This is a genomic window from Rariglobus hedericola, from assembly GCF_007559335.1.
In the GTDB taxonomy this organism is placed as follows: domain Bacteria; phylum Verrucomicrobiota; class Verrucomicrobiia; order Opitutales; family Opitutaceae; genus Rariglobus; species Rariglobus hedericola.
This window is the reverse complement of the sequence record NZ_VMBG01000003.1, coordinates 115,273-133,502: the sequence shown is the minus strand read 5'-3', so window position 1 is coordinate 133,502 and position 18,230 is coordinate 115,273. Positions and strand designations below refer to the sequence as shown.

The window sequence follows — 18,230 nt, the reverse complement described above, 5'->3', positions numbered from 1 at the left end:
AACGGCCCTTTCTGTGTATCCAATTACTAACTACGCGTTGCGGAGCTCAGGCGTCGAAGCCGCCGTCGATGGTGAGGTTGGCGCCGGTGACGTAGCCGCCGTCGGGGCCGGCGAGGTAGGAGACGAGGCCGGCGACTTCCTCGGCGCGGCCGTAGCGGCCGAGGGCCATGATCTTGGTGAGGCTGTCGGCGAAGGGGCCGTGGGCGGGGTTGAGGTCGGTGTCCACGGGGCCGGGCTGCACGTTGTTGACGGTGATGCCGCGGGGGCCGAGATCGCGGGCGAGGCCCCGGGTGAAGCTGGCGACCGCGCCCTTGCTGAGTGCGTAAACGGAGCCGCCGGCGAAGGGCATGCTGTCGGCGTTGACGCTGCCGATGTTGATGATGCGGCCGCCTTGGGGGAGGTGGGCGGCGGCGGCTTGCGAGGCGACGAACACGCCGCGCACGTTGACGGCGATGGTGCGGTCGAAGTCGGCGAGGGTGAACTGGTCGATGGGCGCGATGGCGAGGATGCCGGCGTTGTTCACCATGATGTCGAGGCGGCCGAGGACCTTGACGGTTTCGGCGACGGCGGCCTGCACGGCGACGGGGTCGGCGCTGTCGGCCTGGAGGGCGAGGGCGCGTCCGCCGGCGGCCTCGATCGCGCTGACGACGGCGGCGGCCTTGTCGGGCGAACTGGTGTAGGTGATGGCGACGGCGGCACCGTCAGCGGCGAGGCGTTTGGCGATGGCGGCACCGAGTCCGCGGGAGCCGCCGGTGACAAGGGCGACCTTGCCGGCGATGTTCTTAACGTTTGAGGAGACGGAGGATGCGGTGGTGGAGGCGATGGCGTTCATGATTTTGGATGAGTTGATTTGTTAAAGACAGGTTGTTTTGTAACGAACGGTATAAAAATAGGCCGAGAGGTGTTCGTCAATGCTTTTATACCGAAAGGTAAATATTTATTTGAAAGGGTGGTTTTCCGCTCCTTACTGGTCGGTATGAAAGCAGAAAACGAAAGCGCAGTTCCCTCTCCCGTGGCCGTGGGACGTCCGCGAGCCTTTGACGTCGATCAGGCGTTGGCGAGGGCGTTGGAGGTTTTTTGGCGCAAGGGCTATGCGGCCACGTCGCTGACGGATCTCACGGAGGCGATGGATATCAACAAGCCGAGTCTTTATGCGGCGTTCGGCAACAAGGAGGCGCTGTTCCGGAAGGCGGTGGATCTCTACGAAAGCGAGCGGGCGCCGGTGGCGATGGCGGCGTTGGCGGAGCCGGTGGCGCGGGTGGCGATCGAGCGGTTGCTCAACGTGATTCTGGAATCGCACACGCATCCGGACAATCCGCCCGGTTGTCTGGTGGTGCAGGGAGCGTTGCCGAGCGGCGCGGAGGACGAGCCGATCGCGCGGGAGCTCCAGCAACGTCGCGCGGCCACGCAGGGCGCGATTCGCGAGCGGCTGGAGCGGGCGAAGGCGGAGGGCGAGCTGGCGGCGGACACTGATCCGGCGGATCTGGCGCGGTATGTGTTTACGGTCATCGAGGGCTTGGCGGCGCAAGCGCGAGACGGCGCAACCCGCGAGGAGTTGCGCCGTCTGGTCGCGCTGGCGATGCGCGCGTGGCCGGCGGCGTGAGGATGCCGGTCGGCGCGGGGCGTCGGATGTCGTTTAGCGGACGCCGCCGGCGATTGTGTGGGTTTCGCCGGTGACCCAGCTGGAGTCGTCGGAGGCGAGGTAAACGACGGCGGGGGCGATGTCGTCGGGCTGGCCGATGCGGCCGAGCGGGGTGGAGGCGGCGACGGCGTCTTTGCCCTGCGACACCGGCGAGGCGTGCAGGCCTTCGGTCTCGACGAGGCCGGGGTTGATGGAGTTGACGCGGATTTTGCGGGCGCCGAGTTCCTTGGCGAAGGAACGGGTGAGGCCGTCCACGGCGGCCTTGGTGGCGGCGTAGACCGAGACGTTGGCGCGCTGGCGAAAGACTCGCGGCTTGAGGCGTATCCGCTGGAGGCTCTCGACGGAGCGGAGCACTTGTGGGCGCTGTCGGCGGCACTGGCCCGTGTGGCGCAGACGTCGCGCGAGGCGATCCGCGCGGCGGAGAAGGCCGGCGACGCGGTTACGGTGGATGTGTTCACCGAAGTGACGCGCGGGGTCGATACGCTGCTCTGGAAGGTCGAGGCGCACGTGGCGCTAGAACCGCGATGGGAGCCGGCCGCAGAGAGCGGACGCTGAGGCACCGAAGCGTCACGCAAACCGCATCAGACTCGCGCGGAGTTGCGTGGCGATTTCGGCGGGGGCGCCGCCGAAGTGGCGCTTGAACTCGCGGCTGAACTGCGAGGCGCTTTCGTAGCCGACCTGGAGCGCCGCGCCCGCCGCGCTCAGTCCGTCGTGCACCATCAGCATGCGGGCTTTGTGGAGGCGGATGGTTTTAACATATTGTAGCGGCGACGAGGCGGTCACGTTTTTGAAGTGGGCGTGAAACGTGGATACGCTCATGCCGGCTTCGCGCGCGAGCGTCTCCATGTCGTAGGTGCGCGCGTAGTCGGCGTGGATGCGGTTGAGCACGCGGGTGATCTGGCCGAAGTGACTCTGGGGTGCGGCGAGACCACGGAGGTTGGCGCCGAGCGGACCGGTGAGCACGCGGTAGGTGATCTCGCGCATGATCTGCGGGCCGAGGATGCGCGCGTCGTCGGCCGAGTGCAGGCACTCGAGCAGGCGCACGGCGGCGTTGCCCAACGCATCGTCGATCGGGGCGGATTCGATGGCTTGCGGGCGGGCGTCGTTGTCGGCGGGTGCGGACTCGATTTGCACAAGAAGTTCCGCGACGAGCGCGGGTGTGACGGCGATGGAAAGACCCAGCAGCGGGTTCTCGGGCGTGCCGAAGGTCTCGCATTCGAAGGGCAGTGGCGCGGTCAGAACAAGGTAGTTGTTGGCGTCGTAGACGAAGGTTTTTTCGCCGAGGCGTCCGGTCTTCCGGCCCTGTGCGACGATGACGATGCTGGGCTCATAGGTGATCGGTGACGGTGGCACGTGCGTGGCGGAACGCATGAACTTCACGCCGGGCAAACGCGACGCGCTGAAGCCGTGGCCCTCGGCCAGATCGGCCAGCAGGGAAGCCATGCGGGTGTTGGTGGTGAGTGTCGGGCGGTTGACGGCCATGGTGGTGGAATAGGCAATCATTTCGTCTAAAAAGGCAATTCTGGTCCGGGTGTTCGTAGAATCAGGCAATACTCCCGGAGGCCTGTGTATTGTGGGAAAACGTGGATTTCGATAAAGTGATGGCGTCGAGACCGAGGGAATGAGCCCCGACCGACACCCACTTAATACCATGTCCAACATCGCTCAAAAAGTCGTTCTCATCACCGGTGCCAGCAGCGGCATCGGCGAAGCCACCGCCCGCCTCCTCGCCGCCAAGGGCGCCCGCGTCGTTCTCGGCGCCCGCCGCACCGACCGTCTCGAAAAACTCGCCGCCGAACTCCGCGCCGCCGGCGGCACGGTCGAATACCGCACGCTCGATGTCACTAGTCTCGAAGACACGCAGACCTTCGCCGATTTCGCGCTGAAGACCTTCGGGCGCATCGACGTCATGATTAACAACGCCGGCGTCATGCCGCTCTCGCCGCTGGCCGAGTTGAAGGTCGCAGAATGGAATCAGATGATCGATGTGAACATCCGCGGCGTGCTTCACGGCATCGCCGCCGTGCTCCCGCACTTCAAAGAGCGCAAGGCCGGCCACGTGATCAATGTTTCGTCGATCGGCGGCTTCCAGGTGTGGCCGACGTGCGCGGTTTACTGCGGCACCAAGTTTGCGGTGCGCGCGATCTCCGAGGGCCTGCGCCTGGAGACGAAGGAAATCCGCGTGACGATTGTTTCGCCGGGCGTCGTTGAGTCCGAACTCGCCCACACGATTTCCGATCCGGCGACGCGCGATATGATCGAGGATTTTCGCAAGGTTGCCCTCACGCCCGACGCCATCGCGCGCGGCGTCGCCTACGCCATCGAGCAACCGGCCGACGTGGATGTGAACGAACTCGTTATCCGCCCGACTGCCGGCGGCCAGTAACGCTCCTTCCTCAAACCAACGGATCCTGCTCATCATGAATCACCAAAACAAAATCGCCCTCGTCACGGGTTCTTCGCGCGGGCTCGGCCGCAACATAGCGCTCCAGCTCGCGCGCTCCGGCGCCGATGTGGTTATCACCTATCGCACCGGCCAGGCCGAAGGCGAAGCGGTTGTCGCGGAGATCCGCGCGCTCGGGCGCCGCGCCGTCGCGCTGCCACTCGACACGGCCCGCAGCGACACGTTCGCGGCGTTTGCCGCGTCGCTCACCGCCGCGCTCGAAACCACCTGGCAGCGGACGACCTTCGATTTTCTGATCAACAACGCGGGCATCGACCGGAAGGCGCCCTTCGCGCAGACGACCGAGGCGGCGTTCGACGAACTGATGGCCGTGCATTTCAAAGGCGTGTTTTTCCTCACGCAGACGCTGCTGCCTGTGCTCGCCGACGGTGGACGCATCGTGAACACGTCCACGGGCCTCGCACGGTTTTCGGTGCCCGGCTACGCGGCTTATGCGTCGATGAAAGGAGCGATCGAAGTGCTCTCGCGTTACCTCGCGAAGGAACTCGGTGCTCGCAAGATCAGCGTCAACGTGGTCGCGCCGGGCATCATCGAAACGGATTTCACGCGCGAGGCGCTGTCGCATCCCGGTGCGCGCGAGTTCATGGAAAAGAACATCGCGCTCGGCCGCGTCGGCGTGCCCGAGGACATCGGTGGCGTGGTGGATTTTCTGTGCTCCGAGGCCGGTCGCTGGGTCAACGCCCAGCGAGTCGAAGCCTCGGGCGGGATGTTTCTCTAAGAATCCGTCCGGCCTCGCTTTGCGGTAAGCGGGGTCGGTTGGTCTTGGAATGTCTGACGCTTCTTACTTGCCGGCGGGCAGCGTCGCTTTCACGGCGGCGGTCGAGATGTCGGTGATCAAGGCGTCCACGGATTTGTTTTGTTTCGCGGCGACGGCTTCCAAGGCGGCGAGTTCGTTGAGCGAGAGTTTGATCTTGGCGCCCGATTGATAGAGGTCGGGCTGGTTCATCCAGCTGGTGTTGACGGCGGCGAGTTGCTTGTCGTTCAGGCCGAAGGCGCCGAGCACGCCTTTCGCCATCATCAGGTTTCCGTAGAGATTCATGTGAACGCCGTCGACGGTGAGCACGCGTTTGGGATTGGCGGTTTGCTCGGCGGCCATGGCGACGTTGAGATCGGCAAGCGGGAGATTGCGGGCCTTGGCGGTGTCGCGAAGGAAGGCGTTGTAGTCGGCCAGCTTTACATTTTCGGGGCTGGTGACGGGGAGCTTGATCTGGGTCGAGGTGAGGATGACGACCTTCACGCCGGCCTGCTGGCAGCGGTCGAGAATCGCTTTGATGTTGGTTTTGTAATCTTCGAGCGACACTCCCTTCGCGCCGTGCCAGACGTCGTTCACGCCGCAACTGAGGGTCATCCACGTGGGCTTTTTGCTGAGCACGTCGCTTTCAAGGCGGGCGAGCATCTGGTCGGATTTGTGTCCGCTGATGCCGGCGGGGATGACGGTGACGTCAATGCCTTGGGCGGCGAGACCGCTCGCGACGAGGCGGACGTAGCCGGCGGAGCTGGCGGCGCCTTGGGCCGTGATGGAGTCGCCGAGGAACGCGATGGTGTCGCCCTTTTTGACGATGAGGCCGGCGGCGGAAAGTAGCGGGCTGAAAACGAGGACGGCTGAAGTGACGAGCAGGGGTAGAAGGCGCATGAAGCGAAAATTCAAAGACGATGCGTGCCGGAAGGCAACGGAAGCATGCGTATTCTTCGCCCAACGTTTCCGCCCATTATCCGGATTACGCCTGCAGCGAACGAAGAATTGAACGGTTGCCAGCGGCTAGGCGACGGCCTCGATGCGGCAGAAAGTCCAGGTGGCGGGCACGCCGTCGGCGCGGCGGTGGACGCGTTCATAATCGCGCAGAAGTGTGACCAGGCGTCCGGCGGCCAAGGGCGCGCCGACGATGGTGGCGCCGGTGCCGTGGAGCTGGCGCATCAGCGCACGGGCGGTCGGGTAAATGTATTCGCGGGTTTTGGTGTCCACGCGGATGTCAGTGAAACCGGCGGCGGAAAAGCTTTTGCTCCACTCGTCGGCGGTGCGCCACGGGAAGGGGCGGCGTTCGGGGATCAATGCACCGAACTCCGGGAGCGACGGGGCGATGTAGATGCCCGACAAGTGCCGGCCGCCGGGGCGCAGGAGGCGGCGCCAGCGGGTGAGCACGCCGACGGGATCGGCCGCCCATTGCAGCACGCTGCAGGAGGCAACGAAGTCCCGCGTGCCGGCGGGGTCGGCGGGGTTCCACGCATCACGTTCACTCCAGGTGACGGAGGGAAAGGCTAGTCGGCCTTGGGCGACCATGGCGGGGGCGTGGTCGGTGGCTTCAAGTTGGGTGAAGCGGGATTCCAAGTGGCGGGTGAAGTTGCCGGTGCCCGCGCCAAATTCCAGACACGTTGCGAATGTGCCGGCGGGCGGCAGCCATTCGGCGACCCACGCGGCGGTGTCGCGCTGCACATGGGCATGCACATCGTAGCTGCCGGCTTTGCGGTCAAAGGCGAGCGACGGACGGGCGGGCGACGGAGGGAAAGGTGCGGGAGATTCACTCATGAGTCGCGACGGCGGGGAGGAGTTGGCGGAAGTCGTGGCCGGCGTCGGCGATGATGTGAAGCGAGTCGGTGTGGGCGTGGAGAGCGTGTGCCGCGAGCAGTCGGTCGCACGCGCCGGCATAGAGACGGGCGCGGCGGGTGTTGGCGGGATGAGCACTCAGCGTGCCGAGGGCATCAAGTCCCCAGGCCAGATCTTCGGGCGTGCCGGGGAGCGGGTCGGTGACGAGACCCTGGAGGCCGGCCATGCGTTGGAACACCTTCAACTGGGTTTCTGGTTTTTGATCGAATTTGCAGCGCAAGTTGAGGCGGGTGGCGGCGGGGGTCGTGCCGCCCAGGCCGGCCTCGGCATCAAAGGCGAGCAACGGGGCGACGGCCACCAGTTGAACGGAGGCGGGCCAGGCCTCTGCGGAGAGCAGCAACAGACTGCCGAGTGAGTAGCCGGCGAGGATGTCGGCTTGCGAGGCGCGCAGGCGGTCGAGTGCGTGACGGTCGGGCGGGAACACCTGGTGGTCGTCGCGGGGCCAGCAGGCGTTGAGCGTGGCGGTGAAGACATCGGCGTGGATGCCCCAGCCGTTGATCCAGGCCCAGCGACGTCGGGAGGTAGGCGGGTTCATCAATGCCAGGGATAACGTATGCGGCCCACGCCCAGCATGAGAAGAAAGCGCTTCACGGGCACCTTTTCCATAAAGATCACCTGCCGGAACCAGTAGGAAAACGACCAGCGGATGGTGCCGTGGTTGAGCCACTCGAAGAGGTCAAAACTGCGGCAGGAAACGTGGAATTGATTCGCGCCGTCGAGATCCCAGCCGGGCAAGGCCACGCCGTTGTGGATGGGGACCTCGCGGAAGCGCGGCAGGTCCGGATAAAGCGCGATGGAGTTGGGAAACTTAAGGGCGTTCCAGCGGGCGATGTCCTCGGCGGTGTAATTCTTTTTGCCGAAGTCTATTTTGATGAACACGCGGTCCCACAGGATGGTTTTGCGGCGACGTTCGTAAGCATGGAGAAACTCCTCCTGCGAGTCGTAGTGCATGCCTTGAAGCTGGGCGTGACGGGTCTCGATCTGATGGAAACCGTTGTCCTCGCGGGTCGACGTGCCGAGCACATCGAGGGCGCCCTCATCGTGAAAGTGGCAGACGAAATCGAGGTATTCCTTGGCGCGAAAACCCATGCCGATGAAGGGTGAGTGGCACTTCAGACCGAACGCGGAGTAGATTTTTCCGCCCCAGCAATCATCGCTGATAACGGTGAAGTCCTGGCGAATCAGCCGCCTGTCTTTATAGCGACGGGCGTGGCGCGCGCGAAAGGCGTTGTAGCGTTCGGTGATCACAAGGAGAGGCACGGCATGGGGACGGTCGGTTGGGGGAATCAACCGGGCAAGCGTTGTTTGAAGACGGGCCGGCGATTTTACCGGCGGATGACGGAAGCGGTGCGGCGAGAGGGCGCGTATAGTTCCCAAAGTGATACGGGGGGCTGTTCGATAAGTGGCGTTTTCGGCGCACTTTTTTGGAGGCCTGCTGTCGGTCATCAACAACAGGTAATACATTTCTTAACGCATGAACTCCACGCACGAACCGCACAATTGCCCCACAGGAATCGAAGGTCTGGACGAGATTCTTAAAGGAGGGCTTCCGCTCAACCGGCTGTATCTGTTGAAGGGCGATCCCGGCGTGGGCAAAACCACCCTGGCACTCCAGTTTTTGCTCCAAGGTATCCGGCTCGGGGAAAAGGGGCTCTACATCACGCTTTCTGAAACGCGGGATGAGATCAACGCGGTCGCGGCTTCGCACCATTGGGATCTTTCGGGGCTCGATATTTTTGAGTTATCGGCACTCGAGCACCAACTCGCGCATGAGGCGCAGAACACGGTTTTTCATCCTTCGGAAATCGAACTTAACAAGACCACGGACATTATTCTCAAGCGGATCGAAGATGTGAAACCGAAGCGGCTGGTGATCGACTCGCTTTCGGAGCTGCGGCTGTTGTCGGACACCCCGTTTCGCTACCGCCGGCAGATGCTGGCGTTGAAACAATTTTTCAGCCAGCGCGATGTGACCGTCATGGTGCTGGACGACCATGCGGCGGGCGAAGGCGGCGGCGACCTCCACGTGCAAAGCATCGCGCACGGCGTGATCACCATCGAGCAGCTGGCCTCCGATTACGGTGCCGAGCGCCGGCGGGTGAAAATCAACAAGCTGCGCGGAGTGAATTTTGTCGGAGGTTTTCATGACGCCGCGATCGTGCAAGGAGGCGTGACCGTGTTTCCTCGCCTGGTTGCCTCGGACCATGAGGCGTCGTTCAAGCCCGGCAGGATCAGTTCGGGCATTGCCGAACTGGATTCCCTGGTGGGTGGCGGACTGGATTACGGCACGAGCTGCCTGCTGCTGGGGCCGGCGGGCACGGGCAAGTCCACCATCGCGCTTCAGTTTGTGGTCAACACGGCGGCGCGTGGCGAAAAGGTGACGTTGTGCCTGTTCGAAGAGACGGCGCACACGCTGTTCGAGCGCGCGGAGCTGATCAAAATCCCGGTGCGGCAATACGTGGATTCGGGCATGATCGAGATCATGCAGGTGGACCCCGTCGAACTGACGCCTGGCGAGTTCGTCCACCGCCTCAAGCAGCGGGTTCAGAAAGAGGGGGTGCGCCTCGTGGTCATCGACAGTCTCAACAGCTACCTGCAGGCGATGCCCAACGTGAAGTTCCTTAACATCCAGCTGCACGAGCTGCTGTCGTTCTTCAGCCGCCACGGCGTGGTGTCGCTCATGACGGTGGCGCAGCACGGCATCGTGGGCCAGATGAACACGCCGATCGACCTCACGTATCTGGCCGACACTGTGATGCTGCTGCGCTACTTCGAGCAGGAGGGCCGCATCCGCAAGGCGATCTCCGTGGTGAAAAAACGCATGGGCTCGCACGAGGACTTCATCCGTGAATTCAAGTTCGACCAGAACGGCATCCGCGTGGGCGAGCCGCTGGAGAAATTCCACGGCGTGCTGACCGGTGTGCCGACCTTCGAGGGCAAATCATCCGACATGCTTCCCGAGCACTAGATTGTATCAATATCGTGAATATAGAAAAACGAGTGTTGATCACGGCTCCCCTGGGGGCCGATGCACGCAATATCGCGGAAGTGCTGGCCGCGGCGGGCATCGACACGCGGGTGTGCCGCGACTTGGCGATGGCGGCGGAGGAGTTTCGCGCGGGTTGCGCGGCGCTCCTGATCACGGAGGAGGCGATGGACTCGGCGCAGGCCGGGTTGTTCTCGGCGCAGCTGGAGCGGCAGGCGACCTGGTCGGATGTGCCGGTGGTCTTGATTACCTCCGGCGGACAGTTCAGCCCGGTGAGCACGCGGGCGACCGCGCTGGTGGGAGCACGGGCCAACCTCACGCTGATCGAGCGTCCGCTGCGCGCCTCGACGCTGGTGGCCACGCTCAAGACGGCGTTGCGAGCCCGCAGCCGGCAATACGAGATCCGCGACCTGCTGGCGGACCGCGAGACGCTGCTCGCGTCCCTCGAAGAACGGGTGGTCGAACGCACGACCAAGCTGCAGCAGATGGTCGAGGAACTGGAGGCGTTTTCCTACAGCGTGTCGCATGACCTGCGGGCACCCTTGCGCGTGCTCGACGGGTATGCGCAGGCGTTGATCGAGGATTACGGTGCCACGCTGGAGCCGGGGGCGAAGGATTTGCTGGCGCGCATCTCGCGCACAGCGCATCGCATGGACCGTCTCACCCAGGATGTGCTCGCCTATACGCGGGTTTCCCGGGGAGAGCTCACGCTGGAACCGGTGGATCTGGAGGTGATGTTGCGCGAAGTAATCGAGCAATACCCCTCGCTCATCGCATCGAAACATCTGATCCACCTGCAGGCTCCGCTGGGTGCGGTGCTTGGGCACGGACCTTCGCTCATCCAGTGTTTTTCGAACCTGTTGGAGAACGCTCTGAAGTTTAAGCGCGAAGGTGTGGTGCCGCATGTGGAAATTTATGCGGTCACGCGCGGCGATCGCATCCGTGTGACCGTCGCTGACCAAGGCATGGGAATCGATCTCTCTCAACAGCAGCGCATATTCGGGATGTTTGAACGGGGTGCCGCCCACAAGCAGGTGGAGGGCACGGGCATCGGCCTGGCTATCGTCAAGAAGGCGGCCGAACGCATGGGGGGATCGGTCGGCGTGGAGTCGGCACCGGGGCAAGGCGCGCGCTTCTGGCTGGAACTGGCGAAGGCGGATTAGCGTGGCTTGGGCTGGCGGCTGTTAAGTTGTAAGGTTGACGTTGTGAACAACTGTTTCCTCTCTGGGCGGCTCATGAAGCCTCCAGTCGCAGTTCTCCTCGCCGAGGATAACGATGATGATCTTTTCCTTTCCAAGCGCGTCTTGGCTAAGGCGGGGATCGCTCCGGTGTTTCATGTGGCCGATGGCCGGCAGGCGATGGATTATCTGGCCGGCAAGGGCGACTATGCCGACCGCACGCGTTATCCGCTGCCGGAAGTCGTCCTGCTTGATTTGAAGATGCCGGAATTCACCGGACACGAAGTGTTAGAGTGGCTGCGGGCGGAGCCGGCCTTGCGTGATTTGAAAGTGTATGTGCTCACCTCATCGGCGGAAATGAGCGACCAGCAACGCGCGGAAAAAGCCGGAGCTCAAGGCTACCTGGTGAAGCCCTTGTTGACCGCGCACCTCGCGACTATTTTTGGCAGCTGAGCGGGTTTGGCCGCGCTTCGTGGGCTGCGCTCCAGCCCGTTTCATGACGGTGATAGGTCATGCAATTCAGCGGGGAAAATGCCCCGTCGCGCCAAGTGCGCACTTCGATGGTAATGGTGTCTCCGTCGAGCGTGATGCGGTTGTAGCCGTTGGGATCTCCGGCGCGCACACGGCTGGAAATCGCGGTGCCGGCTTGCGCAGAAATGATGGCGCGGTGCGCGGCGGGGTAGTGCGTGCGCGTGTCGCCCGAGTAGCTGTGATGCAGGTGTCCGGCGAGGAGCAGATCCACTTTGTCCGAATCGAGAATCGTGAGCGCACGCGCGGCGCGACCAACCAGATCGATGCGCGCATCGGGCGAGCCTTTTGACGGAGGCGGGATAAACGGATGGTGTGTCACCACGACTTTGAAACGTGCGGAGGAGGAGCGCAGTCGAGCCTGGAGATTTTCGATTTGGTCGAGCGAGATGCGTCCGCTTTTCCACGTGAGCGAACGCGCGGTGTTGAGTCCACCGACGAACAAATCGCCGTCGTCGTAAACGGGATTCAGGTCGTCGTTGATGAAATGCCGGTAGCGTGCGAGTGGTGCCAGAAACCGCCGGGCGACATCGTAAAGCGGCACGTCGTGATTGCCGGGGACGACGAGCTGCGGACCGGGCAACGTGGCGAGGTAATCGCGCGCGGCGATGAATTGGCCGCTGCGGGCGCGTTGGGTAAGATCTCCGCTGACCACGACCAGCGCCGGTGCGAGTGCGTGCAGTTCCGCCTGCAACGCGGCGGCGATCTCCGGACGCTCGGTGCCGAAGTGGAGATCGGAAATGTGAGCGATGGTTTTCATGTCTGCCCGTTCCGTTCATCGCGCGGCACGAGCACCCGCAGTGCGCGCGGCCGTATGCGAAAATGCAGCGGGCTCGGCAGCTCGACCGGTTCGCCATCCATGGCGACGGGCAGCGGACCGCGTTCGCTGGCGATGGTGATTTCAGTGACGGCTTCGGAGGCGAGTGCATCGGCTTCGTCGAGCCGGCGCACCAAGGATTGAAGCGCGAGACGCAGCGCGGCGAGGTGGCGGTGAACATGCGCGGTGTAGAGCCAGAGATGGCCCTCATCGAGACGGGCGCGCATGGTTTTATCGAGCACGTGACCGGAGTAGCGGTTGTTGGCGATCACCACGACCGGCGTGCGCACGGAGCGGGATTTTCCATCGGCGGAGGTGAATCGCAGGTGCATGCGACGCAGGCGTCGGAAAACTTGAAACGACGCGCGGATCATCGCCGGCCATTTGCCGTGGCCGTGGGTGTCACGCAATGCGTCGCGGCGGCGGACGGCCTCGGCATAGGAACCGAGGGAACAGTTGTTGATGAACACATGGCCGTTGACCTCGCCGACATCGACCTCGCGCACAACACCCGCTGCGAAGACTGCGATGGCGTCTTTCACGGTGGGGGGAATTTTGAGGTCTTTGGCGAAGTGATTGAGCGTGCCCAGCGGAAGCACGCCAAGGGCAATACCCGTGCCGGCCAGCAAGCCCGCGGCGCTGCGCACCGTGCCGTCGCCGCCGCCGATGATCACGGCATCGGGACGCGTGGAGACGGCTTCGCGAAGCGTGGCTTCGATCTGGTCGGGAGTGACCGCGCGCACATCGGCCTCGGCCCCCGCTTCGGAAAAAGCGGTGCGCAGGGCATCCGGCGCCAGCTCTTCGGAGCCTTTGGCGGCGGTGCCGGCTTTGCTGTTGAGGATGACGATGAATTTCATGCGGTGCGGGTGACGGGCGTGTCTGCATGAGCCGACCGGCGGACGGGCGGTTGGTTGCGTGTGATTTTAAGTGTGAGCGGGCTTGTCGACGGACTGGAGGAGCTGTTTGCATCCGCCGCATGATATCCCGTTGGAAGACCTATTGGAAAAACGCCGGCTGGAATGAGTTTGTGTTGTTCGCGAGCGTGGCGGCGCTGTGTCTCGGCGTGTGGTTGTTCATCCATGTGGCGAGCGTGGTGAGGCATGAAACTCATCTGGAGACGGAGACGCGCTTCATGCGGATGTTGCGCAGTCCCGAAAATCCCGGTGTGCCGGCGGGGCCATTGTGGCTGGTGGAAGTGGGCCGGGACGTGAGCGCGGTCGGCGGTGCGGTGGTGGTAATCACGTTGTCGCTGCTCGTGATCGGCTACCTGGCGATGCGCCGCCAGTGGGGACGCGTGGCCTTGATCGCGGGAACGGTGGCGGGCGGGTATGTGTTGAGCAACGTGTTGAAGATGTCGTTTGACCGCGCGCGGCCGGACATCGTGCCGCATCTGTCGCAGGTGCATTCGGCGAGTTTCCCGAGCGGACACTCGATGTTGTCGTCGCTGGTTTATCTGACGCTGGGGGCGTTGCTGGCCCAGGCCTCGGACCGTCGGCGCGAGAAAATCTATTTTGTGAGCGTGGCGTTTTTCCTGACGTTTATGATCGGGCTGAGCCGGGTGTTTCTCGGCGTGCATTATCCGACGGATGTGCTGGCGGGCTGGAGTGCGGGCACGGCCTGGGCGGTGGCCTGCTGGCTTGTGGCGGCGCGGTTCACGCCCAAGCCGGTTTAATAGAGGCAGGTTTGCCGGCCAGCGAAGGATGGCTGGAGCGGTTTCCGGCGTGCGGAGTTTAAAGCTTTGGGAAGGGAGACCGATTAAGAGGCATCTCATGTGACCGTTGTGGCCGCGTGTCTGTGCCCCACTCCTTCCTATGAATGCCCTCCGTTTGACCGCTCTCATATTGATGTCGCTGGGTATTGCCGTGGCTGCGCCCACCGCCGTGGAGCCTGACGTGGCCCTGCAAAATCTGCGTGAAGGCAATCTGCGTTTTGCCGCGGAAAAAACGATTCATCCGCATCAAACAGCGGCGCGCAGAATCGAAGTGGCCGGAGGGCAGGCGCCGTTCGCAACGATCCTTACGTGTTCGGATTCACGCGTGCCGCCCGAGGCGATTTTCGACCAGGGCGTCGGCGATCTTTTTGTGGTGCGGGTCGCCGGCAATGTCGCGAAACCCGATGAACTCGGCTCCATCGAATACGGCACCGGACATCTGGGCTCCACGCTCCTGGTGTTTCTCGGGCACAGCTCGTGCGGCGCGGTCAAAGCGGTGGCCGAGCATGCGCAGGTCCACGGCAGCATTCAGCAGCTTGTCGAACCGATCGTGCCTGCAGTCGAAAAGGCGCACGCAGAAAATCCAGGTTTGTCCGGAGCGGACTTTTTATCGAAGGCCGTGGATGGCAACGTCTGGCATTCGATCGAGGATATTTTTGAAAACAGCGCGACCGTCCGTGATCTCGTGAAGGCGGGAAAACTCAAGGTGGTCGGGGCCGTTTACGATCTCTCCACCGGCGCCATCCAGTGGCACGGAGAGCATCCCGATCAAGCCCGCTTGCTGGCTTCCACGGGAGGAGCCGGACACGAAGCGAATGAGATCGGGCATGAAGCCGCACCCGCAGGTGCGCATGCGGGTTCTGTGGATGCTGCCGGACATGAGGTGCCTGCGTCCACGCCGGTTTCGGCGGAACACGCAACTTCACTGGGTTATGTTTCAATTGGTGCAGGGGTGCTGGCGCTCGCCCTTCTGTTGTTCGCAATTTACCGTTACTCGATCAGGGGAATGCAGGCATGGACGATCAACGCCCGTTTGAGCGCGGGTTTTTCCTGTGTGTTGCTCGTGCTCGCGGGGCTGGCCGCCGAAAGTTATTACAGCCTCCACACGGCCTTGTTGGATTTCACCAACTACCGGGGAGACGCACGGCGCAGCGTTCTGGTTGGAGAGATCACGACTGAATATTTGGAGATGCGTATCGCGGCCAAGGATCTGGTGATCTTACGCACGCCCGAGGCATCCGCCCGCTACGATCAACATAAGACTAAACTCATGGAGTTTATCCGAAAAGCGGATGCGTTGATTGAAGCTCCGGCGAGCCGTCAAAGACTGCGAGTAATCGAAGAGGAAGTGGGCAAGCATGCGTCTTTGCAGCTTGAGTTAAAAGCGGCGGCACTGGCCGGCCGCACAACCGCGGTCATGGAAATCAACCGGCGCATGGGCCTGTTGGGATCGGTGATTGATCTCGAAGTTACCGATCTCGCCGAGGAATTTATCGCCCAGCAAAATCAGGATGGTCCGCGTATGGCGGCGGAATTAAAGCACACCCAGTCAACCGTGGTCTGGCTCGGTGTCGCGGCCGTCATGCTGGGTGCCGGACTGGCGCTCATAATCGCACGCAGCATCACGGGACCCCTGGGGCATCTGGTGCGCTCGCTGGGCGCTGGTGCCGACCAGACGGCGGCGGCGGCAGGCCAGGTTTCGGCCGCCAGTCAGGCTTTGGCTGAAGGCGCGAGTGAACAGGCGGCTTCGCTTGAGCAAACGTCGGCTTCACTCGAGGAGCTTTCATCGATGACCAAACGCAATGCGGAGGGCTCGCAGAAGGTGAAATCCGTCGCGACTGCCGCCCGGGAATCCGCAGTGGCGGGCACCGGCCAGATGCAGGTCATGCTGGAATCGATGGAGGCGATCAAATCGGCATCCGAGGACATTACCAAGATTCTGAAGACGATCGATGAAATCGCATTTCAGACCAATATCCTCGCCCTCAACGCGGCCGTGGAGGCCGCGCGCGCCGGTGAGCATGGAGCCGGTTTTGCGGTGGTGGCCGAGGAGGTTCGCGCGCTGGCCCAGCGATCAGCCGTCGCCGCCAGGGAAACATCCGCCAAGATCGAGGCTTCCGTCGCCAAGAGCAGGCAGGGCGCGGAAATCAGCGCCACGGTAGCGGCCAGCTTCAAGGATATCCATGCACTCATCCAACAGCTGGATACGCTGGTGGCTGAAATTGCCGGAGCTTCCGACGAACAAAGCACAGGCATTGCCCAGGTCTCCACCGCGGTTTCGCAGATGGATCAAGTGACGCAGTCCAATGCGGGAAGCGCGGAGGAAACCGCCGCGGCGGCGGAGGAGCTCAACGGCCAGTCGGTGATGTTGCAGGAGGCGGTTGTGCAGTTGCAGGTTCTGACCGGTGTGCGCACGGATTCGAAGCGGGCTTCCAAGAGCGTCCGGCCGGTGGGCGCTCGTGCCTCGGGACAGCCTGCATAAGGCAGTCCCAGCACGGGTTTCACGACGGACCTGAAAACCGCAGACAGGGATTGCGCTTTGTGGACGGTCGCTTTGGGTGGCGGGTAATTTTTTCAACCCACCTGCCAACCCAACCCGCCATGTCCACACCCGATAATTCTCTTCAAACCGCAGATCAACGCGTCAGCTACGGCATCGCCATGAACATGGGCCGCAACATCGCCCAGCAGGGCGGCGTGGAGATCGACCTGGCGGCGTTTGTCGTCGGCTTGCAGGACGGTTTGAGCGGCGCGAAGTCGCGTGTGTCCGAGCCGGAGCTGCGTGCCGCGTTTGAAACCGCGCAGGAGCGTGCCGAGGCGGTCGCCGCTCAAGGGGCCGCTAAGCAAGCCGAGGCCGGCAATGCGTTTCTCGCCGAGAACAAGGCGCGCAAGGGCGTCGTCACGACCGAGTCGGGTCTGCAATACGAAGTGCTCGTTGAAGGCAAAGGCGCGAAGCCCACTAAGGACCAGAGCGTCGAGGTGCACTACCACGGCACGCTGATCGATGGCACGGTGTTCGACAGCTCGGTGCAGCGCGGTGAGACGATCTCGTTTCCCGTCACCGGCGTGATCCCCGGCTGGGTCGAAGCGCTGCAGCTGATGCCAGTCGGCTCGAAGTGGAAGCTCACGATCCCTGCCGAGCTTGCCTACGGCAACCGAGCCCAAGGTGGGATCCCCGCCGGCTCGGTGCTGGTGTTCGAGGTGGAGTTGATCTCGGTCAGCTAAACCCTTTTCTGGCGGCTTCGGCTGATACCTTCGCACTGGAGTGGAAGGGGCCGAGGCCGCTGAAGGCGGGAGTTTTCGTTCAAGTCGAGTAAGGTCCAGCAGGCGTGCCGCTTAAAAGCATGCGGCGAGCTTTTCAGGGAAAGCCCAGCCTGCGTGTCTCAATTATTTGTCCGAAAAGAGTCATAAAATCGGGGAGGAAAACTGAAGTCGGCGCTGATCATGCCGATAAGTTTCGGATATGATCATCACATGTGTGTCGGAGGAACGTTTGATCGCCACGGCCAAGTTGTTGCCCGCCGCTCCGCAGATCATGGCGCGGCTGCACAAGATGCTTTTAGATTCTAATTCGGGCATGACCGAGATCGCCGCGCTGCTCAAACGCGACATCGCGCTCACCAGCCGGATTATCCGCATTGCCAACAGTCCCGCTTACAAAGGCGGCGGTTTGGGCACGATTGAAGAAGCGTTGCAGCGCGTGGGATTTTCCGAGGTGTTCCGTCTTGTGGGCGTGGTCGCCAATGCCTCTCTCACCGACTCGAATCTACGTTGTTATGGCTACGGGGCGGAAACGTTTCGTGCGCATTGTTTGTGCACGGCGCTTGTCGCCGAAGGGGTCGCCAAACACACGGGTATGGACTCGAGGCTTGCCTACACGGCCGGGCTGCTGGGTGGCATTGGATGCATTCTTTTGGATCGCATCGGGCGCGACAGTCTGGGGCCGGCGGAAGTATTTCCCGAGGCCGGTCATGGACACCTCGCGGAATGGGAGCGAAACACATTTGGCCTGTCGCACCACGAAGTCGCGGGCCGGTTGCTGCGCGAATGGGAGTTTCCCGACGCGGTGGTCAAGGCGGTGAGTCACGACGCATCGTTATCGGAGCCGACGACGCCGCTCGGTAAAAATCTCCACTTAACCCAGTGCATCGTGCGTCTCGCGGGCTTCGGACTTTCCGGAGAGAATGGCGAGTGGGGTGTCCCGCATGAAAAACTGGTCGCGGTCGGGCTCACAAATGACGAGGCGACACTCATTCGTGAAGAAGCGGTCATCGCGATGAGCACATTTCAGGGGTGATTTGA

The 18,230-nt window shown here is 62.8% G+C and carries 18 protein-coding genes and 1 pseudogene; 10 read left to right on the top strand and 9 right to left on the bottom strand.

The window, feature by feature from the left end; all coding sequences use genetic code 11:
* Positions 1 to 46 precede the first annotated feature (46 nt).
* A complete protein-coding gene (locus tag FPL22_RS16285; protein ID WP_144354088.1) occupies positions 47 to 832 on the bottom strand; it encodes a 3-oxoacyl-ACP reductase family protein in 786 nt (261 codons plus the stop codon).
* A gap of 144 nt (positions 833 to 976) precedes the next feature.
* Between FPL22_RS16285 and FPL22_RS16280 the strand changes: the two genes are divergently transcribed.
* The gene (locus FPL22_RS16280) at positions 977 to 1,603 is read left to right on the top strand and encodes a TetR/AcrR family transcriptional regulator (RefSeq protein ID WP_203235180.1); all 627 of its coding nucleotides are present in this window, start codon (positions 977 to 979) and stop codon (positions 1,601 to 1,603) included.
* Between the two features lie 33 nt (positions 1,604 to 1,636).
* Here the strand turns inward: FPL22_RS16280 and FPL22_RS18190 are convergent.
* A pseudogene (locus FPL22_RS18190) lies at positions 1,637 to 1,933 on the bottom strand (SDR family NAD(P)-dependent oxidoreductase); the annotation flags it as partial.
* Positions 1,934 to 2,209: 276 nt separating this feature from the next.
* The gene (locus FPL22_RS16270) at positions 2,210 to 3,145 is read right to left on the bottom strand and encodes an AraC family transcriptional regulator (protein ID WP_203235179.1); all 936 of its coding nucleotides are present in this window, start codon (positions 3,143 to 3,145) and stop codon (positions 2,210 to 2,212) included.
* 148 nt (positions 3,146 to 3,293) lie between these two features.
* Between FPL22_RS16270 and FPL22_RS16265 the strand changes: the two genes are divergently transcribed.
* Both FPL22_RS16265 and FPL22_RS16260 read left to right on the top strand, forming a co-directional pair.
* Complete coding sequence (locus FPL22_RS16265) at positions 3,294 to 4,028, top strand: SDR family oxidoreductase (protein ID WP_144354086.1); 735 nt, start codon at positions 3,294 to 3,296, stop codon at positions 4,026 to 4,028.
* Between the two features lie 34 nt (positions 4,029 to 4,062).
* On the top strand, positions 4,063 to 4,824 hold the full coding sequence (locus FPL22_RS16260) for an SDR family NAD(P)-dependent oxidoreductase (RefSeq protein WP_144354085.1): 762 nt from the start codon (positions 4,063 to 4,065) through the stop codon (positions 4,822 to 4,824).
* A 63-nt stretch (positions 4,825 to 4,887) separates the two neighbouring features.
* Here the strand turns inward: FPL22_RS16260 and FPL22_RS16255 are convergent, their stop codons facing one another.
* From FPL22_RS16255 to FPL22_RS16245, 4 genes are all read right to left on the bottom strand, one after another.
* Complete coding sequence (locus tag FPL22_RS16255; protein ID WP_144354084.1) at positions 4,888 to 5,739, bottom strand: SGNH/GDSL hydrolase family protein; 852 nt, start codon at positions 5,737 to 5,739, stop codon at positions 4,888 to 4,890.
* Between the two features lie 126 nt (positions 5,740 to 5,865).
* A complete protein-coding gene (locus FPL22_RS16250; protein ID WP_162525346.1) occupies positions 5,866 to 6,630 on the bottom strand; it encodes a methyltransferase in 765 nt (254 codons plus the stop codon).
* Positions 6,623 to 7,243 carry a hypothetical protein gene (locus tag FPL22_RS17735; RefSeq protein WP_162525345.1) on the bottom strand — a complete coding sequence of 207 codons (621 nt, stop codon included), beginning with the start codon at positions 7,241 to 7,243 and terminating at the stop codon, positions 6,623 to 6,625. Before FPL22_RS17735 ends, FPL22_RS16250 begins: the two co-directional genes overlap by 8 nt.
* The gene (locus FPL22_RS16245; RefSeq protein WP_162525344.1) at positions 7,243 to 7,968 is read right to left on the bottom strand and encodes a DUF1919 domain-containing protein; all 726 of its coding nucleotides are present in this window, start codon (positions 7,966 to 7,968) and stop codon (positions 7,243 to 7,245) included. Before FPL22_RS16245 ends, FPL22_RS17735 begins: the two co-directional genes overlap by 1 nt.
* Positions 7,969 to 8,182: 214 nt before the next feature.
* Between FPL22_RS16245 and FPL22_RS16240 the strand changes: the two genes are divergently transcribed.
* From FPL22_RS16240 to FPL22_RS16230, 3 genes are all read left to right on the top strand, one after another.
* Positions 8,183 to 9,676 carry an ATPase domain-containing protein gene (locus FPL22_RS16240; protein ID WP_144354081.1) on the top strand — a complete coding sequence of 498 codons (1,494 nt, stop codon included), beginning with the start codon at positions 8,183 to 8,185 and terminating at the stop codon, positions 9,674 to 9,676.
* 14 nt (positions 9,677 to 9,690) lie between these two features.
* Positions 9,691 to 10,857, top strand: coding sequence for a sensor histidine kinase (locus FPL22_RS16235; RefSeq protein ID WP_144354080.1), 1,167 nt, complete (start codon positions 9,691 to 9,693; stop codon positions 10,855 to 10,857).
* A 72-nt stretch (positions 10,858 to 10,929) separates the two neighbouring features.
* Positions 10,930 to 11,325: a response regulator gene (locus tag FPL22_RS16230; RefSeq protein ID WP_144354079.1), complete on the top strand. Its 396-nt coding sequence runs from the start codon at positions 10,930 to 10,932 to the stop codon at positions 11,323 to 11,325.
* Here FPL22_RS16230 and FPL22_RS16225 read toward each other — a convergent pair.
* Together FPL22_RS16225 and FPL22_RS16220 are read right to left on the bottom strand one after the other, a co-directional pair.
* Positions 11,309 to 12,160, bottom strand: coding sequence for a metallophosphoesterase family protein (locus tag FPL22_RS16225; RefSeq protein ID WP_144354078.1), 852 nt, complete (start codon positions 12,158 to 12,160; stop codon positions 11,309 to 11,311). The two genes, FPL22_RS16230 and FPL22_RS16225, sit on opposite strands and share 17 nt — an antisense overlap.
* On the bottom strand, positions 12,157 to 13,074 hold the full coding sequence (locus FPL22_RS16220; RefSeq protein ID WP_144354077.1) for a diacylglycerol/lipid kinase family protein: 918 nt from the start codon (positions 13,072 to 13,074) through the stop codon (positions 12,157 to 12,159). The genes FPL22_RS16225 and FPL22_RS16220 overlap by 4 nt, the downstream gene beginning before the upstream one ends.
* A 119-nt stretch (positions 13,075 to 13,193) precedes the next feature.
* Here FPL22_RS16220 and FPL22_RS16215 point away from each other — a divergent pair, with 119 nt between their 5' ends.
* The 4 genes from FPL22_RS16215 to FPL22_RS16195 all read left to right on the top strand — a co-directional run bounded on the left by FPL22_RS16215 (position 13,194) and on the right by FPL22_RS16195 (position 18,225).
* The gene (locus FPL22_RS16215) at positions 13,194 to 13,889 is read left to right on the top strand and encodes a phosphatase PAP2 family protein (protein WP_144354076.1); all 696 of its coding nucleotides are present in this window, start codon (positions 13,194 to 13,196) and stop codon (positions 13,887 to 13,889) included.
* Between the two features lie 139 nt (positions 13,890 to 14,028).
* On the top strand, positions 14,029 to 16,410 hold the full coding sequence (locus tag FPL22_RS17875; protein ID WP_203235178.1) for a methyl-accepting chemotaxis protein: 2,382 nt from the start codon (positions 14,029 to 14,031) through the stop codon (positions 16,408 to 16,410).
* Positions 16,411 to 16,529: 119 nt separating this feature from the next.
* Positions 16,530 to 17,153 (top strand): BamJ family beta-barrel-assembly machinery protein, encoded by a 624-nt coding sequence (bamJ, locus tag FPL22_RS16200; RefSeq protein WP_144354075.1) that lies wholly within the window; start codon positions 16,530 to 16,532, stop codon positions 17,151 to 17,153.
* A gap of 238 nt (positions 17,154 to 17,391) precedes the next feature.
* Positions 17,392 to 18,225, top strand: coding sequence for an HDOD domain-containing protein (locus FPL22_RS16195; RefSeq protein ID WP_144354074.1), 834 nt, complete (start codon positions 17,392 to 17,394; stop codon positions 18,223 to 18,225).
* Positions 18,226 to 18,230 lie beyond the last annotated feature (5 nt).

What these genes read in the sequence shown, in the direction of transcription:
- FPL22_RS16285 (WP_144354088.1), bottom strand. Translation starts at nt 832, where the DNA reads ATGAACGCCATCGCCTCCACCACCGCATCCTCCGTCTCCTCAAACGTT.
- FPL22_RS16280 (WP_203235180.1), top strand. Translation starts at nt 977, where the DNA reads ATGAAAGCAGAAAACGAAAGCGCAGTTCCCTCTCCCGTGGCCGTGGGA.
- FPL22_RS16270 (WP_203235179.1), bottom strand. Translation starts at nt 3,145, where the DNA reads ATGATTGCCTATTCCACCACCATGGCCGTCAACCGCCCGACACTCACC.
- FPL22_RS16265 (WP_144354086.1), top strand. Translation starts at nt 3,294, where the DNA reads ATGTCCAACATCGCTCAAAAAGTCGTTCTCATCACCGGTGCCAGCAGC.
- FPL22_RS16260 (WP_144354085.1), top strand. Translation starts at nt 4,063, where the DNA reads ATGAATCACCAAAACAAAATCGCCCTCGTCACGGGTTCTTCGCGCGGG.
- FPL22_RS16255 (WP_144354084.1), bottom strand. Translation starts at nt 5,739, where the DNA reads ATGCGCCTTCTACCCCTGCTCGTCACTTCAGCCGTCCTCGTTTTCAGC.
- FPL22_RS16250 (WP_162525346.1), bottom strand. Translation starts at nt 6,630, where the DNA reads ATGAGTGAATCTCCCGCACCTTTCCCTCCGTCGCCCGCCCGTCCGTCG.
- FPL22_RS17735 (WP_162525345.1), bottom strand. Translation starts at nt 7,243, where the DNA reads ATGAACCCGCCTACCTCCCGACGTCGCTGGGCCTGGATCAACGGCTGG.
- FPL22_RS16240 (WP_144354081.1), top strand. Translation starts at nt 8,183, where the DNA reads ATGAACTCCACGCACGAACCGCACAATTGCCCCACAGGAATCGAAGGT.
- FPL22_RS16230 (WP_144354079.1), top strand. Translation starts at nt 10,930, where the DNA reads ATGAAGCCTCCAGTCGCAGTTCTCCTCGCCGAGGATAACGATGATGAT.
- FPL22_RS16225 (WP_144354078.1), bottom strand. Translation starts at nt 12,160, where the DNA reads ATGAAAACCATCGCTCACATTTCCGATCTCCACTTCGGCACCGAGCGT.
- FPL22_RS16220 (WP_144354077.1), bottom strand. Translation starts at nt 13,074, where the DNA reads ATGAAATTCATCGTCATCCTCAACAGCAAAGCCGGCACCGCCGCCAAA.
- FPL22_RS16215 (WP_144354076.1), top strand. Translation starts at nt 13,194, where the DNA reads ATGATATCCCGTTGGAAGACCTATTGGAAAAACGCCGGCTGGAATGAG.
- FPL22_RS17875 (WP_203235178.1), top strand. Translation starts at nt 14,029, where the DNA reads ATGAATGCCCTCCGTTTGACCGCTCTCATATTGATGTCGCTGGGTATT.
- bamJ (WP_144354075.1), top strand. Translation starts at nt 16,530, where the DNA reads ATGTCCACACCCGATAATTCTCTTCAAACCGCAGATCAACGCGTCAGC.
- FPL22_RS16195 (WP_144354074.1), top strand. Translation starts at nt 17,392, where the DNA reads ATGATCATCACATGTGTGTCGGAGGAACGTTTGATCGCCACGGCCAAG.